The following is a 16784-nucleotide window of genomic DNA, read 5'->3' on the forward strand; positions in this document are numbered from 1 at the left end:
GCGGCGTCAGGCCGGCGGCGCCCACGACGGGGTCACGGCCCGCGGGTGCACGGTCCGCTCCCGCGCTCGCGCGTCCAGCGGCGTCGGCGCCCCGCCGCCGAGGTGCGCGGGGTGCCACCACGGCTCCTCTCCCGCAGGCGGCTGGTGCTCGGGCCGCTCCTGGAGCTCGTCGAGCATCCGCTGCAGCCGCCCGCCGAGCCGGTGCAGCTCGGCCGTGCGGTCCGCGTCGGGCGCGACGGTGTACGGCGCCCCGACGCTGATCGACACCGGCCGCCCACGTCGCAGGTCGGGCCGGTGCAGCGCGGTCGCGACCCGCTGCGGCCCCCAGATCGTCACCGGCACGATCGGCGCGCCCGTGTCCGCGGCCAGCGCGACCGCGCCGGGCAGCAGGCCGCGCACCGTCCACGACAGGCTGATCCCGGCCTCGGGGAAGACCCCCACGGCCTCGCCGCGTCGCAGCAGCGACCGGGCGTGCAGGTAGGCACCGGCCGGGGCGGCCCGGTCGACCGGCACGTGACCCATCGCGGTCATCGCGCGGCCCACCAGCGGGTGGCGCCACACGTCGTACCGCGTGAGGAAGCGGACGTGCCGGCGGCTGCGCCGGGCGGCGAGCCCGACGAGCACGAAGTCCAGGAAGCTCACGTGGTTGCTGACCAGCAGCACCGGCCCCGACGCCGGCACCTGCTCGTCGCCGAGCAGGTCGATGCGCAGCCCGAGTGCACGCAGCACGATCCGGGCCGCGCCGGTCGCCGCGGTGTAGGTGCCCTCCACACCTGCACGTTCGCACACGACGGCCACGCGGTTGGGAGCCTCGCCCCGACGCTCACGAGGCAGGACGGCTCTCGACGCGGAAGGGCCCGCACTCGCTGCGCGAGTGCGGGCCCTTCCATGCTCGATCTGGTTCGTGACGACCAGACCCGACGTCGTCAGTTCTGGTACGAACCGAAGTCGAAGTCGTCCAGCGCCACGGCCTGGCCTCCGGCGGTGCCGAAGTCGTAGTCGTAGTCGCCGTAGCCGGTCACGGAGTACGCGTTGGCACGCGCCTCCTCGGTCGGCTCGACCCGGATGTTGCGGTACCGCTCCAGGCCGGTGCCGGCCGGGATCAGCTTTCCGATGATCACGTTCTCCTTCAGGCCGCGCAGCGAGTCGGACTTGCCGTGGATCGCCGCGTCGGTGAGGACGCGCGTGGTCTCCTGGAACGACGCCGCCGACAGCCACGACTCGGTGGCCAGCGACGCCTTGGTGATGCCCATCAGCTGCGGACGGCCGGCCGCCGGCCTGCCACCCTCGGACACGACGCGGCGGTTCTCCTCCTCGAAGGAGATCCGGTCCACGAGCTCCGACGGCAGCATGTGCGTGTCGCCCTGCTCGAGCACGAGAACGCGGCGCAGCATCTGCCGCACGATGATCTCGATGTGCTTGTCGTGGATCGACACGCCCTGGCTGCGGTAGACCTGCTGGACCTCGTCGACCAGGTGCTCCTGGGCGCGGCGGACGCCGAGGACGCGAAGCACGTCCTGCGGGTCCTCGGTGCCCTGGGTGAGCTTCTGGCCGACCTCGACGTGGTCACCGTCGCCGACCAGCAGGCGCGAGCGCTTGCTGATGGGGTACTCCTGGACGTCGGATCCGTCGTCCGGGGTGACCAGGACCTTCTTTGCCTTGTCGGTCTCCTCGATCTCGATGCGACCGGCCGCCTCGGTGATCGGCGCACGACCCTTGGGCTGGCGGGCCTCGAAGAGCTCGACCACGCGGGGCAGACCCTGCGTGATGTCGTCCGCGGAGGCCACACCACCGGTGTGGAACGTACGCATCGTCAGCTGCGTGCCGGGCTCACCGATGGACTGGGCGGCGATGATGCCGACCGCCTCACCGATGTCGACCAGCTTGCCGGTGGCCAGCGAGCGGCCGTAGCACTTGGCGCAGGTGCCGGTCTTGGCGTCACAGGTGAGCACCGAGCGGACCTTCACCTCCTCGATGCCGGCGGCCACGAGCTCGTCGATCTTGACGTCGCCGAGGTCCTCACCCGCGGTGGCCAGCACCTCGCCGGTCTCCGGGTGCGTGACCTCCACGGCCGCCGAGCGGGCGTACGCCGCGGTCTCGGCGTTCTCGTCCTTGACCACGCGACCGTCGTCGAGCTTGACGCCGATGCGCTTGGGCAGGCCGCGCTCCGTGCCGCAGTCGTCCTCGCGGATGATCACGTCCTGCGAGACGTCCACCAGACGACGGGTCAGGTAGCCCGAGTCGGCGGTCCGCAGCGCGGTGTCCGCCAGACCCTTGCGGGCGCCGTGCGTCGCGATGAAGTACTCCAGGACGGTCAGACCCTCGCGGAAGTTCGACTTGATCGGCCGCGGGATGATGTCGCCCTTCGGGTTCGCCACCAGGCCTCGCATGGCGGCGATCTGGCGGACCTGCATCATGTTTCCGCGGGCACCCGAGTGGACCATCATCCAGATCGGGTTCATCTTGTCGAACGTCGTCTCGAGCTCGTCGGCCACCTTGTTGGAGGCCTGCGTCCAGATCTCGATGAGCTCCTGACGGCGCTCGTCGTCGGTGATCAGACCGCGCTCGAACTGCGTCTGGACCTTCTTGGCCTGCTCCTCGAAGCTCTCCAGGATCGAGGCCTTCTTCTCCGGGGTGACGACGTCGTCGATGGAGACCGTCACTCCGGACCGGGTGGCCCAGTGGAAGCCGGCGTCCTTCAGCGCGTCGAGCGCCGCGGCGACCTCGACCTTGGTGTAGCGCTCGGCCAGGTCGTTGACGATCGTGCCGAGCTGCTTCTTGCCGACCTCGTAGTTGACGTACGGGTAGTCGGCCGGGAGCGTCTCGTTGAAGAGCGCGCGACCCAGCGTCGTCTCGATGGTCGCCGGCTGACCCGGCTCCCAGCCCTCCGGCAGCGCGATGCTCTCGGAGTCCACGACCTCGGGCATCCGGATCCGGACCGTGCTCTGCAGCGTGACCTCGCCGCGGTCGAAGGCCATGATCGCCTCGGCCGTCGAGCCGAAGACGCGACCGTCGCCGGGCAGGTCCTGCTCCATGTCACGGGTCAGGAAGAACAGACCGATGATCATGTCCTGCGTCGGCATGGTGACCGGGCGGCCGTCGGACGGCTTGAGGATGTTGTTCGTCGACAGCATCAGGATCCGGGCCTCGGCCTGAGCCTCGGCGGACAGCGGCAGGTGCACCGCCATCTGGTCACCGTCGAAGTCGGCGTTGAAGGCCGTGCAGACCAGCGGGTGGATCTGGATGGCCTTGCCCTCGATCAGCTGCGGCTCGAACGCCTGGATGCCGAGACGGTGCAGCGTGGGCGCACGGTTCAGCAGCACCGGGTGCTCGGTGATGACCTCCTCGAGCACGTCCCACACGACCGGGCGGGCCCGCTCGACCATGCGCTTGGCGCTCTTGATGTTCTGCGCGTGGTTGAGGTCCACGAGCCGCTTCATCACGAACGGCTTGAACAGCTCCAGCGCCATCTGCTTGGGCAGACCGCACTGGTGCAGCTTCAGCTGCGGGCCGACCACGATGACCGAACGGCCGGAGTAGTCGACGCGCTTGCCGAGGAGGTTCTGCCGGAAGCGGCCCTGCTTGCCCTTGAGCATGTCGGACAGCGACTTCAGCGGCCGGTTGCCTGGCCCGGTGACCGGACGGCCACGACGGCCGTTGTCGAACAGCGAGTCGACGGCCTCCTGGAGCATCCGCTTCTCGTTGTTGACGATGATCTCCGGGGCGCCGAGGTCGAGCAGGCGCTTGAGCCGGTTGTTGCGGTTGATCACGCGGCGGTACAGGTCGTTCAGGTCGGAGGTCGCGAAGCGGCCACCGTCGAGCTGCACCATCGGACGCAGGTCCGGCGGGATCACCGGGACGGCGTCGAGGACCATGCCCCGGGGGCTGTTGCCGGTCTTGCGGAAGGCGTCGACCACCTTGAGGCGCTTGAGGGCGCGGACCTTGCGCTGGCCCTTGCCCGTCGCGATGGTCTCCCTCAGCGAGTCCACCTCGGCGTCGAGGTCGAAGGACTCGAGGCGCTTCTGGATCGCCGCGGCGCCCATGTGGCCCTCGAAGTACTTGCCGAACCAGTTCTTCATCTCGCGGTAGAGCAGCTCGTCGCCCTCGAGGTCCTGGACCTTGAGGTTCTTGAACCGGGTCCACACCTCCTCGAGGCGGTCCAGCTCACGCTGGGCGCGGTCGCGGACCTGCTTCATCTCGCGCTCCGCGCCGTCCTTGACCTTGCGACGCGCGTCGGCCTTGGCACCCTCGGCCTCCAGGGCCGCGAGGTCCTCCTCGAGCTTCTTGGCGCGCTCGTCGAGCTGGCCGTCGCGGCGCTTCTCGAGGCGCTCGCGCTCCAGCCCGATCTTGCCCTCGAGCGACGAGAGGTCGCGGTGACGCGCCTCCTCGTCGACGTGGGTGACCATGTAGGCGGCGAAGTAGATGACCTTCTCCAGGTCCTTCGGCGCCAGGTCGAGCAGGTAGCCGAGACGGCTCGGCACGCCCTTGAAGTACCAGATGTGGGTCACGGGAGCGGCGAGCTCGATGTGACCCATCCGCTCACGGCGGACCTTGGAGCGGGTGACCTCCACGCCGCACCGCTCGCAGATGATGCCCTTGAAGCGCACGCGCTTGTACTTGCCGCAGTAGCACTCCCAGTCCCGGGTGGGACCGAAGATCTTCTCGCAGAAGAGACCGTCACGCTCGGGCTTGAGCGTGCGGTAGTTGATCGTCTCCGGCTTCTTGACCTCGCCGTGGCTCCACTCGCGGATGTCGTCCGCGGTAGCCAGGCCGATCTTGAGCTTGTCGAAGAAGTTCACGTCGAGCACGGTGGCTGCAATCCTTCGGTAGTTCTTGCCTGAATAGTCAGAGGGACTGAGGGGCGGTGCCGGCGCCACCGCTCATGCGGGGCGCCGGCCGCCGTCCTCAGACTTCTTCGACGCTGCTGGGCTCGCGGCGGGACAGGTCGATGCCGAGCTCCTCGGCGGCGCGGAAGACGTCCTCCTCCGCGTCGCGCATCTCGATCGCCGTGCCGTCCTGGGACAGCACCTCGACGTTGAGGCAGAGCGACTGCATCTCCTTGACGAGCACCTTGAACGACTCGGGGATGCCGGAGTCGGGGATGTTCTCGCCCTTCACGATGGCCTCGTAGACCTTCACGCGGCCCGGCACGTCGTCCGACTTGATGGTCAGGAGCTCCTGGAGGGCGTAGGCGGCGCCGTACGCCTCCATCGCCCAGACCTCCATCTCACCGAAGCGCTGGCCACCGAACTGGGCCTTACCGCCGAGCGGCTGCTGGGTGATCATCGAGTACGGACCCGTCGACCGCGCGTGGATCTTGTCGTCCACGAGGTGGTGCAGCTTCAGGATGTACATGTAGCCGATCGCGACCGGGTCCGGGAACGGCTCGCCGGAGCGACCGTCGAACAGCTGCGCCTTGCCGTTCTCGCCGACGAGGCGGACCCCGTCGCGGTTGGGCAGTGCGGAGCCGAGCAGACCGACGATCTCGTCCTCCTTGGCACCGTCGAACACCGGGGTGGCGACGTTGGTGTCGGACGCGGCGGACTCGGCGTGGATCGCGATGAGGCGCTTCTTCCAGTCCTCGTCGTTGCCCTCGACCTCCCAGCCGGTCTTGGCCAGCCAGCCGAGGTGGATCTCGAGGATCTGGCCGATGTTCATCCGGCCCGGGACACCGAGCGGGTTGAGCACGACGTCGACCGGGGTGCCGTCCTCGAGGAACGGCATGTCCTCGACGGGCAGGATCTTCGAGATGACGCCCTTGTTGCCGTGACGGCCGGCGAGCTTGTCACCCACGGAGATCTTGCGCTTCTGCGCGACGTACACGCGGACCAGCTGGTTGACGCCCGGGGGCAGCTCGTCGCCGTCCTCGCGGTCGAACACGCGGACGCCGATGACCGTGCCGGACTCACCGTGCGGGACCTTCATCGAGGTGTCGCGGACCTCGCGCGCCTTCTCACCGAAGATCGCGCGGAGCAGCCGCTCCTCGGGGGTCAGCTCGGTCTCGCCCTTGGGGGTCACCTTGCCGACGAGGATGTCACCGGTGGTGACCTCCGCGCCGATCCGGATGATGCCGCGCTCGTCGAGGTCGGCGAGCATCTCCTCGCTGACGTTCGGGATGTCGCGGGTGATCTCCTCCGGACCCAGCTTGGTGTCGCGGGCGTCGACCTCGTGCTCCTCGATGTGGATCGAGGTGAGGACGTCCTGCTGCACGAGGCGCTGCGACAGGATGATCGCGTCCTCGTAGTTGTGGCCCTGCCACGGCATGAACGCCACGAGGAGGTTCGTGCCGAGGGCCATCTCGCCCTCGTCGGTGCACGGACCGTCGGCGATCGGCGAGCCGACCTCCAGACGCTGACCCTCGGACACCAGCGGACGCTGGTTGATGCAGGTGCCCTGGTTGGAGCGGCTGAACTTCTGCATCTTGTAGGTCTTGTGCGTGCCGTCGTCCTGCATGACCTCGACGGCGTCGGCGGACACCTCGGTGACCACGCCGGCCCCGGACGCCGTGACGACGTCACCGGCGTCGACGGCGGCACGGAACTCCATGCCGGTGCCGACGAGCGGGGCGTCGCTGCGGATCAGCGGGACGGCCTGGCGCTGCATGTTCGAGCCCATGAGCGCGCGGTTGGCGTCGTCGTGCTCGAGGAACGGGATCAGGGCCGTCGCGACCGACACCATCTGGCGCGGCGAGACGTCCATGTAGTCCACCTCGTCGGCGGGGACGACGTCGACCTCACCGTGACGCTGCCGGACGAGCACGCGCTCCTCGGCGAAGCGGCCCTTGTCGTCGAGCGCGGCGTTGGCCTGCGCGATGACGAACCGGTCCTCCTCGTCGGCGGTGAGGTACTCGACCTTGTCGGTGACGCGGCCCTTCTCGACCTTGCGGTACGGCGTCTCGACGAAGCCGAACGGGTTGATCCGGCCGAACGTCGCCAGCGAGCCGATCAGACCGATGTTCGGACCCTCAGGGGTCTCGATCGGGCACATGCGGCCGTAGTGCGAGGGGTGGACGTCGCGGACCTCGAAGCCGGCGCGGTCACGCGAGAGACCACCCGGGCCGAGGGCCGACAGGCGGCGCTTGTGGGTCAGACCGGCGATCGGGTTGGTCTGGTCCATGAACTGCGACAGCTGCGACGTACCGAAGAACTCCTTCAGCGCCGCGACCACGGGGCGGATGTTGATCAGGGACTGCGGCGTGATGGCCTCGACGTCCTGGGTCGTCATCCGCTCGCGGACCACACGCTCCATGCGGGCCAGGCCGGTGCGGAGCTGGTTCTGGATCAGCTCGCCGACCGTGCGCATGCGGCGGTTGCCGAAGTGGTCGATGTCGTCGGCCTGGATCTCCAGCGTGCCGGCCGGCGCCTCGAGCTCGGTCTTGCCGTCGTGCAGCGCGACGATGAACCTGATCGTGGCGACGATGTCGTCGATCGTCAGCGTCTGCTGGTCGAAGGCCTCCTGCAGGCCGAGCTTCTTGTTCAGCTTGTAGCGGCCGACCTTGGCCAGGTCGTAGCGCTTGCCGTTGAAGTAGTAGTTGTCGAGCAGCGTCTGCGCGGCCTCACGCGTCGGCGGCTCGCCCGGGCGCAGCTTGCGGTAGATGTCGAGCAGCGCGTCGTCCTGGCCGGACGTGTGGTCCTTCTCCAGGGTGAGCATCATCGACTCGTACTCGCCGAACTCCTCGCGGATCTGCTCCTCGGTCCAGCCGAGCGCCTTGAGCAGCACCGTGACGTTCTGCTTGCGCTTGCGGTCGAGGCGGACGCCGACCATGTCGCGCTTGTCGATCTCGAACTCGAGCCAGGCGCCGCGCGAGGGGATCACCTTGGCGGTGTAGATGTCCTTGTCGGACGTCTTGTCGGCGGTGCGCTCGAAGTAGACACCCGGCGAACGGACGAGCTGCGACACGACGACGCGCTCGGTGCCGTTGATGACGAAGGTGCCCTTGTCGGTCATGAGCGGGAAGTCGCCCATGAACACGGTCTGGCCCTTGATCTCACCGGTCTCGTTGTTGGTGAACTCGGCGGAGACGTAGAGCGGGGCGGAGTAGGTGAAGTCCTTCTCCTTGCACTCGTCGACGGTGTTCTTCGGGTCGTAGAACACCGGGTTCTCGAACGAGAGCGACATGGTGCCGGAGAAGTCCTCGATCGGGGAGATCTCCTCGAAGATCTCCTCGAGGCCGGACTTCAGGGAGACGTCCTCGCCGGAGTCGATGCGGGCGGCGGCTGCGGCCTGCCAGGCATCGTTGCCGACCAGCCAGTCGAAGCTGGTGGTCTGGAGGTCGAGGAGCTTGGGAACCTCGAGGGGCTCGGAGATCTTTGCGAACGAGATGCGGTGCGGGTGGAGATCAGTGCTGGACTTGGTGCTGCGCGAGGCGGCCAAGAGGGGTCCTTCCGAGGGCTTCGCGGGGACTCGAGCGCGTGCCCACCACAGACCAGCTCACCGGGCAGGCTGGAAGTATCTGAGGGCAGACGCAAAGACCAACGATACCGACTCAGGCTTCAGGGCACAACCCAGCAGTGCAGCCCCGTTCCGCACCTGGAAGCATGATCGCTCCCGAGACCGGAGTCAAGCACTTCGCGCCCTTCCGAAAGATCCGCAATAAACCACCCCGTACACGTGGAATGTCCTGATCTCTGGGGCTGAGTTGGCCCCGTGGCCGGGTCCCTGCCCGGGTGCGCAGCCCCTGTCGCGCGGTCCCGAGGTCAGACCTGTTGGTACCGACGGGTCAGTTGTGCACGCGCCCGAGGCGTTCCGCCGGAGCGCTGCGGGGTCAGATCTTCCTGCTCGTGGTCGGCGTGTTGGTGCACAACTGACCCCTCGGTCGTCATTCCACGCGAGTCCGCGACGTGATCGTGCTGGGGCGGTGGCTCCGTGCTTAGCTGGCTCTCTGCCCGGGTAACCAGCCTTTCGTGCTCAGTAGCTGGTGATGCCGTCGACCAGCCACGTGCCGTTCTGCTGCTCCATGGTCATCCGGACCCGGTTCAGCGCGGTCTGCGGCTCGCCCTCGTTGGCGGTGCTGGTGGTGGTCTGGTTGACGAACAGCAGCACGTCGACCCGGTCGGCGTCGGCGTGGATGACTCCGCTGGCGCGGACCTGGGCCTCCACGACGGCCTTCACCTCGGGGGCGTTGTCGAGGACCAGGCCGAAGGTGTCGAGGTACTCCTTGCGGTAGTCGCTCGTCATGAACCGGGCCGCGTTGTCGCGGTCGGCCTCGAGCGTCTCGTAGTCGTAGGCGAGGATCGCGGCCGCGGCGCGCTCCGCGGCGGCCGGGGCGGTGCGGGAGGCGGCGGCGACCGCGTCGTGCTCGGAGTTCTGCCGGATCGCCGCGATGCCGACGCCCGGGATGATCGGCCCCGCCGCCAGGGTCACCGCGACCGCGGCGACCAGGGCGAGGACGGTGAGCTGCCAGCGGCCGACGGGGCGCTTGGGGGTGGCCTCCGGTGTCGGTTCGGTGCGCGCGGGCGCCGGAGCCCGGCGGGCGCGCTCGGCCTTCTCGACCTTCTCGACCTTCTCGGCCGGGCGCTTGGGGGCGGACGGCTTCTTCGTCGGCGGGGCGACCTGCTCGGTCGCGGGCCGCCGCTCTCCGGCGATCCGCCGGCGACGGGTGGACGTGGTGGGTGTCTGTGTCATGGCCAGGCCCTCCTCACGCCACCGGGCTGAAGTTGTCGACGAGCCACTGACCATCGACCTTCACGAGGTCGACCTGCCAGCGGAAGTGGCGCGCCCTCGTCCCGAGGTCCGACTCGGCGCGCGCGTCGGCGACCACGAGGACCTGGGCGGAGTCGGTGTCCTGGCTGGCGACGGCCGACTGGAGCACCTCCCCCTTCGACGTCAGGTTCAGGCTGCTGACCTGGGTCAGCAGCTCGTCGGCGGTCTTCTCGAAGCTGTCCTGGAACTTGGTGGTGAGCAGCGGTGTGACGCTGCTCTTCATCGCGTCGATGTTCTTCGCGTCGAAGGTGTTCACCAGCAGGGTGAACTGCTCCGCGGTCCGGACGACCTCTCCCCGGTTGGCGTCGAGGTCCTCCGCGGCCGTGTAGTCGGGGCGGACCGTGAACAGCTGGACGACCAGCGCGACCAGGGCGACCACCGCCACCACCGCCAGCGTGGCGGCGGCACCTCGGCTGAACTCCAGACTCCCCTGGCGGCGAGGAAGCCTCGCCGTTCCGAGCACACTCACATCGTCCTCCCTCTGACGACTTGCATCACTACTTGCCGCTGGACAGCGGCCCCAGCAGGAGCCACTTCCACGACTCCTCCCCGAACGTCAACGCGGCACCCCCCGAATAGGTCACGCTCGGTACGTCGGCCCCGAGGTCGACGGTCTTGCTCTCCCTGTCATAGGTGCCCACCACGGGGGCCCGGTAAGCGGCGCCGGCGCGGCCCGGGGCGTGCTGTCCGCCACGGGCGTTGCTGGTCGAGGCCGGCTCGGTGCAGCGGGCGTTCTCGTTCATCGGCTTGTTCGAGCCGTCCTGCGGCGGGCGACGCTCCCCCTGGTCGTAGCCGCCGGTGCACACGTGCGGGTCCTGGGTCAGGATGAGGCCGAAGTGGGCGTCGTACAGGCCGGAGCCGGCGTCCTTGTCGACGACGGTGTAGCCGCCGGCGACGACGTACGGGTAGACGACCAGGATCATCTCGGTGCCGTCGATGTGGCGGCCGGTGACCTCGCCGGTGGTGACGAGGTTGTTGATCAGCTCGCCGAGGTCGACCTGGTTCTCCTCGAGGAACGTGCGCAGCTGGTTGGCGGTCGCCGAGCCGTTCTCGATCACCGAGCGCAGGTCCTTGTCGGACCGCACCAGGGTGTCGGAGAACGACGACAGGTCCTTGGCGAAGCTGCGGATGGCCGACGCCTTGTCGAGCTGCGTCGTGAGCACGGTGTTGCCGTCCTCGAGCAGCGCGGTCGTCATGTCGAAGTTGTCGTTGGCCGTCCGGATGAAGGAGTTCGACGTGTCGATGATCTGACCGAGGTCGCGGCCGGTGCCGTTGAACGCCTTGCCCATCTCGCTGACGACCGTGGTCAGGCTCTCCTTGTTGACGGAGTTGACCGTGGTGTCGAGGTCCACCAGCAGCTTGGTCGTCGGGATCGGCGTCTCGGTCATCGCCAGCGCGATGTCGTCGCCGTCACCGAGGTACGGGCCCTGCTTGGTCTGCGGCTGGAGGTCGACGTACTGCTCGCCGACCGCGGAACGGTTCGCCACGACGGCCTTGGTGTCGGCCGGGATCTGCTCGACGTCGTTGTCGATGTCGAGCATCACGTCGACGCCCTCGTCGGTGAGCTCGAGCTCCCCGACCTGGCCGATCGTCACCCCGCGGTAGGACACCTGGGCGCCCTCGAAGATGCCTCCGGACTCCGCGAAGTGCGCGGCGACGCGGTAGGAGTCGTCGAAGAAGAGCCGGTCGAGGCGGGCGTAGCGCGCGCCGACGTAGGCCACGCCGACCATCGTGATCAGCGCGAAGATCATGAGCTGCACCTTGGTGCGACGGGTGATCATCGGTCCACCATTCCCCACACGAGCAGCGGCGCGAGGTCGCTGTCGTAGCGCTTGTCGGTCGAGACCCCGTCAGCTCCGCCGGAGCCTCCGCCCCCGCCGTACGGCGCCCGGCCGAGGATGCCCGGGATGGTCGGGAGAGCCATCGACGGCGTCGGCAGGGTCGGGAGCGGCGGCAGGTCGCTCGGGTCGGGATTCGCCGGCAACGGAGGCAGCGGGTTCACGACCTTGCAGACCGGGTTGTCGGCGTTCTCCGGCTTGGCGCACTGGTTCTTCAACCGCTCGTACAGGTTGATGTCCTTCAGCACCCGCCGGCAGGCGTCGCTGGTGATGTCCCCGGACTCCAGGCACTTCTGCACGTCCGAGATCGTCTCGGGTGGGTTGGGAAGGGCGTCGCACACCGGGTCGAGCGGGGTCTCCGCGCACACGTCCGGGGGCTCCGGGAGGGTCGGCTGGTTCTGCCCGCTGAAGTCGAGGTCGAGCTGGATCGCGAGGTTGGTGTAGTCGCCCATGTGCAGGTTGCGGGCCTGCGCGGGGTTCTTGCCGACCACGGCGTCGACGAACGGGTAGGTGAGGAACACCTGCAGCGACTTCGGCAGCGCGTCGCCGGCCTCGGCCAGCTTGTTCAGGGTCGGCGCGAGCGACTCGAGGCTCTGGATCGTCGCGGCCTTGGAGTCGCGGATCACCCGGGTGCCGACCGAGCTCAGCTCGGTGAGCGCCTTGAGCATCTTGACCAGGTCGTCGCGTTGGCTGTCGATCGAGGCGAGCGCCTGGGGCAGGTTGTCGAGGGCCGACTTGATCGTGCCCTCCTGCTCGTTGAGCGACTTCGACAGCCGGTTGAGGCTCTCGATGGCCTCGACGATCGACGCCTTGTTGTCGTCGATCTGGCCCATGAAGGTGTCGATCTGGTCGAGCACGCCCTTGACGTTGCTCTCACGGCCCTCGAGCGCCTTGTTGAGCTCGGTCGAGATCGTCTTGAGCTGGGCGACACCACCACCGTTGAGCAGCAGCGACATCGCGCCGAGGACCTCCTCGACCTCGGGGTTGCGGCCGCTCCGCTCGAGCGGGATGCGGTCGCCGTCGGCGAGGCGGCCCTGGCTCGCACCGGAGACCGGCGCGGCGAGGGACACGAACTTCTCGCCGAGGAGGCTGGTCTGCCGGATCTGCGCCTCGGCGTTGTCCGGAAGCTTCACGTCGTCGCGGAGCAGGACGGTCACCTGGGCGGTGTAGCCGTCGAGCGTGATGTCGTCGACGCGGCCGACGGTGACGTCGTCGACCTTGACCGCGGACTGCGGCACGAGGTCGAGCACGTCGCGGAACTCGACGGTGACCTCATAGGGGTCGTCGCCGAGGTCGGCGCCGCCGGGCAGCGGCACGCTGTAGACGTCGAAGTCGCAGCCGGTCAGCGCGAGCGCGCCGACGGCGACGAGGGTCGCGGCCTTGACCATCCGGGATCGCAGGCTCATCGGTCCTCCACCTCCACGATGCCGGCGAGCGACCGGTCGACGACCTCGACGTCGGACACCGTCGAGCTGCGGCCTGAGCCCTGTAGCGCCGCGGTGCGCGGCAGCGCCTGCTGGATCAGGTTGCACGCCTGCTTGGGGGACGGCGTCTGCGCGAGCATCGAGCAGAGCACGGTCGCCGGGTCGTTCTCGAGGTCGCCGATGTTCTCGCCGAGGTTGGTGCGGGTGTCGAGCGTGCCGGTCTTGGGGTTGTAGGTGTGGTACAGGTTCGACAGCGCGACCGGGGCGACGCTGAGCGTCTCGTCGAGCGCGGCCCGCTGCTTCACGAGGATCTTGGACACCTGGTTGAGGCCCTTGATGTTCTCCGACAGCGAGTCGCGGTTCTCCTTGACGAACGACGACACGTCGCGCATCGCCACCGAGAGGTTCCTCAGCGCGGCGGCGAGGTCCTCACGCTCGTCGTCGAGCAGGTCGGCGGCACCGGTCAGCGAGTCGTTGAAGTCGCGGACCGTCTGGTCGTTGGCGGCGAGGGCGTGCACGAACCGCTGCATCTCACGGGCGGTGCCGAACAGCTCCTCCTTGTTGTTCTCCAGCGTGCCGGTGAACCTGCCGAGGTTCTTCAGCGTCCGGTTGAACTGCTCGCCCTGGCCGGCGAAGTTCGCGGCGGTCGAGTCGAGCAGGTTGGTCAGCGCGCCCTTGCTGTTGGCGCCGTCGGGGCCGAGCGCCACCATCAGGTCGTCGATGCTCTGGTAGATCTCGTCGAGCTCGAGCGGCGTCGAGGTGTCGTCGACGGTCAGCTCGGCGCCGTCGGCCATCACCTCGCCGCCCTGGTAGACGGGTGTCAGCTGGACGAAGCGGTCCCCCACGATGGCCGGGGTGATGATCACCGCGTCGGCGTCGGCGGGCACCTTGTACTTCGCGTCGTACTCCATCGTCACCGTGACGTCGGTGCCGGTCGGGGTGACCGAGGTGACCGTGCCGACGGGGACGCCGAGGATGCGGACGTCGGAGCCCTCGTAGAGCGAGACGGTGCGCGGGAACTTCGCCGTCAGGGTCTTCTGCTCGGGTCCTTGCTGGAACAGGGCGAGCCCGAACGCCGCGACGATCGCGAGCACCGCGACGATCGAGAGCACGCGGGTGAACCCGGTCCGGCCCCTGCTGCGCGCGGCCATGTCAGCGACCTCCCTGGTCGGTCAGGCCCGGAACCCCGAGGCCGCCCCCGTTGCCCAGGTTGGGCACCGGCGGGAGGTTCTGGATGTAGGTGTCGAACCACGGGCCGTTGCCGAGCGTGCTGGCGAAGACCCGGTAGAACGGCGCCATCAGCCGGAGGCTGGCGTCGAGGTTCTCCTGGTTCTTGTTGAGGACGTCGACGACGCCGTCGAGGTGGTCGAGTGCCGGCTTGAGGTCGGCGCGGGTGTCACGCACCAGGCCGGAGAGCTGCACCGAGAGCTGGCTGGTCGCGTCGAGCAGGTTGCTGACCGCCTCGCGCCGGGCGACGAGCGCCCGGAAGAGCGTGTCGCCGTCCTTCATCAGCTTGACGAGGTCCTGGCGGCGGTCGCCGAGCACGCCGGAGACCTTGTGCAGGTTGGTGAGCAGCGTGTTGAGCTGTTGGTCCCGAGCCGCGATGTTGGCCGACAGGCTGCTGACGCCGCGCAGCGCCGCCTGGAACTCCTCCGGCGTGTTGCGGGTCAGGTCCGCGACGGTGTTGAGCGACTCCGCGAGCTGGTCGGTGTCGATCCGCTCGGACCGCTCCGCCAGGCCGGAGAACGCGTCGACCACGTCGTACGGCGAGGTGGTGCGGCTGCGCGGGATCTCGCTGCCCTCGGCGAGCTGCCCGCCGCCTTGCGGGACCAGGGAGAGGTACATGGCGCCGAGCAGCGTCTTGACCCGGATGTCGGCACCCGTCTGGTCGCCGAAGTCGACTCCACGGTCGACGAGGAACTCGACGCGCACGTGGTCGCCGGCGAGGTCGACGGACTTCACCTTGCCGACGCGGACGCCGGCCACCCTGACCTCGTCGTTGGCCTTGAGGCCACCGGCCTCGCTGAAGGCGGCGTAGTAGGTGTCACCACCGCCGATGAGCGGCAGGTCCTCGGCCCGGAAGGCCGCGAGGATCATCATCGCGATCACCGCGAGGGAGACGGCGCCGATGACGACCGGGTTGCGTTCGCGGAAGGGCTTGCTCACTGGAGATCACACCTCTCCGCGCCGGCCTTGTAGTCGACCGGCAGGGTCACCCCGGCCGGCAGCTTGACCCGCCCGTTGAAGTTGCAGAGGTAGAAGTTGAACCACGAGCCGTAGATCGCGGTGCGGCCCACCTTCTCGAGCTTGATCGGCAGCACCTGCAGGGCGCGGTCGATCTCGCCCTTCCCGGCGTCGAGGTTGCCGGCGACCTTGCGCAGCTCCTTGACGTCGCGGGTCAGCCCGGGCCGGATGCCGGTGACCAGGTCGGAGGTCTCCACGGCCAGTGCGGACACGGAGTCCAGCGAGCCGAGGATCGCCTCGCGGTCCTGGGACAGACCGCCGACGAACTGGCGGAGCTTGACCAGCAGCGAGGAGAGCTCGTCGTCGCGGTTGCCGAGGGTCACCATCACCTGGTTGAGGTTGTCGATGAGCTCGCCGATGACCTTGTCGCGCTGGGCGAGCGTCGTGGTCACCGAGGCGGTGTGCGCCAGCAGGCTCTCGAGCGTGCCGCCCTCGCCCTGGAAGACCGTGACGATCTCGTAGGCGAGCTTGTTGACGTCGGCCGGGGACAGCGCCTCGAACAGCGGCTTGAAGCCGTTGAAGAGGACGGTCAGGTCGAGGGCCGGCTGGGTGCGCGAGATCGGGATCGTCTCGTCCTCCTGCATCGGGGTGTTCGGCCCGACGCCGGGGGTCAGCGCGATGTAGCGCTGCCCGACGAGGTTGCGGTAGCGGATCGTCGCGTGCGTGCTGTCGGTCAGCTGGTGGGTGCTGTCGACCTTGAAGGTGACCAGGGCGTTGGTGCGGTCGACGATCTCGACGTCCTCGACGTTGCCGACCTTGACGCCGGCGACGCGGATGTCGTCGCCGTTCACGACGCCGGTGGCGTTGCTGAAGACGGCCTTGTACTCGCGGGTGTCGCCGAAGCTGATGTTGCCGATCGTGACGACGAGCAGGCCGGTGGCCAGCGTCGTCACGACGATGAAGATCAGCAGCTTGGTCGCGTCGGCGGAGGTGCGCTTGTCCAGGATCTTCATCGCACGCTCACCTCCGTCCCACGCGCGAGCGGGCCGAGCAGCAGGGTGGCCACGTCGGGTACGTCATCGGAGGGGACTCCCATCGCGGGGGCGGCGAAGGCGTTGACGACCGCGCGCTCGGACGACGTGCCGGCGAAGCCGGACGTGAGGTCGACCGAGGGCGCGTCAGCGGCGGCACTGCCGCTGAACGGGGCGACGCGCTTGTTGACCGGACGGCTGACGCCGTCGGACATCGGCGGGGCGTAGCGGGTGCCGGGCAGGTTCGCCTGGCTGTACGACGAGGCGGCCTGGCACTCGGCCGGCGCCATCGGGCCGCGCTTGTCGTCGAAGACCGGGCTGTCGCCGGCGTCGTACCCGCGCGGCTGCTTGGGGATCGTCTCGAGGTTGATGTGCAGGGTGTAGCCCCGGTAGGCCTGCTCCATCGAGGGCGTCCAGTCGACCATCGACTGCAGCAGGCACGGGTACTCCGGGGAGTACTTCGCGAAGAGCGGGAGCTGCTCTGCGCCCTGGTTGCTGAGCCGGATGATGTTGTCGCCGTTGGTCTCGAGGAAGTCGCGGCTGGTGTTGGAGAAGCCGGCCACGTCGGAGAAGAACGCCTGGATCTTCTGCTCCTTCTCCACGAA

11 protein-coding genes are annotated in these 16784 nt (G+C 68.7%); all 11 read right to left on the reverse strand.

Annotated features, from left to right (window positions below):
• Positions 1 to 6: 6 nt before the first annotated feature.
• Positions 7 to 771 carry a lysophospholipid acyltransferase family protein gene (locus ETU37_RS22990; RefSeq protein WP_165372347.1) on the reverse strand — a complete coding sequence of 255 codons (765 nt, stop codon included), beginning with the start codon at positions 769 to 771 and terminating at the stop codon, positions 7 to 9.
• 155 nt (positions 772 to 926) lie between these two features.
• Entirely contained in the window at positions 927 to 4808 is a 3882-nt protein-coding gene (locus ETU37_RS01275; protein ID WP_129985053.1) for a DNA-directed RNA polymerase subunit beta', read from the reverse strand.
• A 97-nt stretch (positions 4809 to 4905) separates the two neighbouring features.
• Positions 4906 to 8373, reverse strand: coding sequence for a DNA-directed RNA polymerase subunit beta (rpoB, locus tag ETU37_RS01280; RefSeq protein ID WP_129985054.1), 3468 nt, complete (start codon positions 8371 to 8373; stop codon positions 4906 to 4908).
• A gap of 534 nt (positions 8374 to 8907) precedes the next feature.
• Positions 8908 to 9624, reverse strand: a complete 717-nt coding sequence (locus tag ETU37_RS22995; protein WP_165372348.1) for a hypothetical protein — start codon at positions 9622 to 9624, stop codon at positions 8908 to 8910.
• A gap of 13 nt (positions 9625 to 9637) precedes the next feature.
• The gene (locus tag ETU37_RS01295; RefSeq protein WP_129985057.1) at positions 9638 to 10171 is read right to left on the reverse strand and encodes a hypothetical protein; all 534 of its coding nucleotides are present in this window, start codon (positions 10169 to 10171) and stop codon (positions 9638 to 9640) included.
• Between the two features lie 28 nt (positions 10172 to 10199).
• A complete protein-coding gene (locus ETU37_RS01300) occupies positions 10200 to 11483 on the reverse strand; it encodes an MCE family protein (RefSeq protein ID WP_129985058.1) in 1284 nt (427 codons plus the stop codon).
• Complete coding sequence (locus ETU37_RS01305) at positions 11480 to 12946, reverse strand: MCE family protein (RefSeq protein WP_129985059.1); 1467 nt, start codon at positions 12944 to 12946, stop codon at positions 11480 to 11482. Before ETU37_RS01305 ends, ETU37_RS01300 begins: the two co-directional genes overlap by 4 nt.
• Entirely contained in the window at positions 12943 to 14115 is a 1173-nt protein-coding gene (locus tag ETU37_RS01310) for an MCE family protein (protein ID WP_129985060.1), read from the reverse strand. Before ETU37_RS01310 ends, ETU37_RS01305 begins: the two co-directional genes overlap by 4 nt.
• A 1-nt stretch (position 14116) precedes the next feature.
• Positions 14117 to 15130, reverse strand: a complete 1014-nt coding sequence (locus ETU37_RS01315) for an MCE family protein (RefSeq protein ID WP_240755464.1) — start codon at positions 15128 to 15130, stop codon at positions 14117 to 14119.
• The gene (locus tag ETU37_RS01320) at positions 15127 to 16161 is read right to left on the reverse strand and encodes an MCE family protein (protein ID WP_129985061.1); all 1035 of its coding nucleotides are present in this window, start codon (positions 16159 to 16161) and stop codon (positions 15127 to 15129) included. The genes ETU37_RS01315 and ETU37_RS01320 overlap by 4 nt, the downstream gene beginning before the upstream one ends.
• Positions 16158 to 16784 (reverse strand): MCE family protein (locus tag ETU37_RS01325; RefSeq protein WP_206053615.1); only part of this gene is annotated, 627 nt, incomplete at its 5' end. The genes ETU37_RS01320 and ETU37_RS01325, both read right to left, overlap by 4 nt.

The organism is Nocardioides iriomotensis, from assembly GCF_004168035.1.
GTDB lineage: Bacteria > Actinomycetota > Actinomycetes > Propionibacteriales > Nocardioidaceae > Nocardioides_B > Nocardioides_B iriomotensis.

Excerpts from the sequence above, each read along its gene's own strand:
- ETU37_RS22995 (WP_165372348.1), bottom strand. The coding sequence starts at position 9,624 with ATGACACAGACACCCACCACGTCCACCCGTCGCCGGCGGATCGCCGGA.
- ETU37_RS01320 (WP_129985061.1), bottom strand. The coding sequence starts at position 16,161 with ATGAAGATCCTGGACAAGCGCACCTCCGCCGACGCGACCAAGCTGCTG.
- ETU37_RS01300 (WP_129985058.1), bottom strand. The coding sequence starts at position 11,483 with ATGATCACCCGTCGCACCAAGGTGCAGCTCATGATCTTCGCGCTGATC.
- ETU37_RS01310 (WP_129985060.1), bottom strand. The coding sequence starts at position 14,115 with ATGGCCGCGCGCAGCAGGGGCCGGACCGGGTTCACCCGCGTGCTCTCG.
- ETU37_RS01305 (WP_129985059.1), bottom strand. The coding sequence starts at position 12,946 with ATGAGCCTGCGATCCCGGATGGTCAAGGCCGCGACCCTCGTCGCCGTC.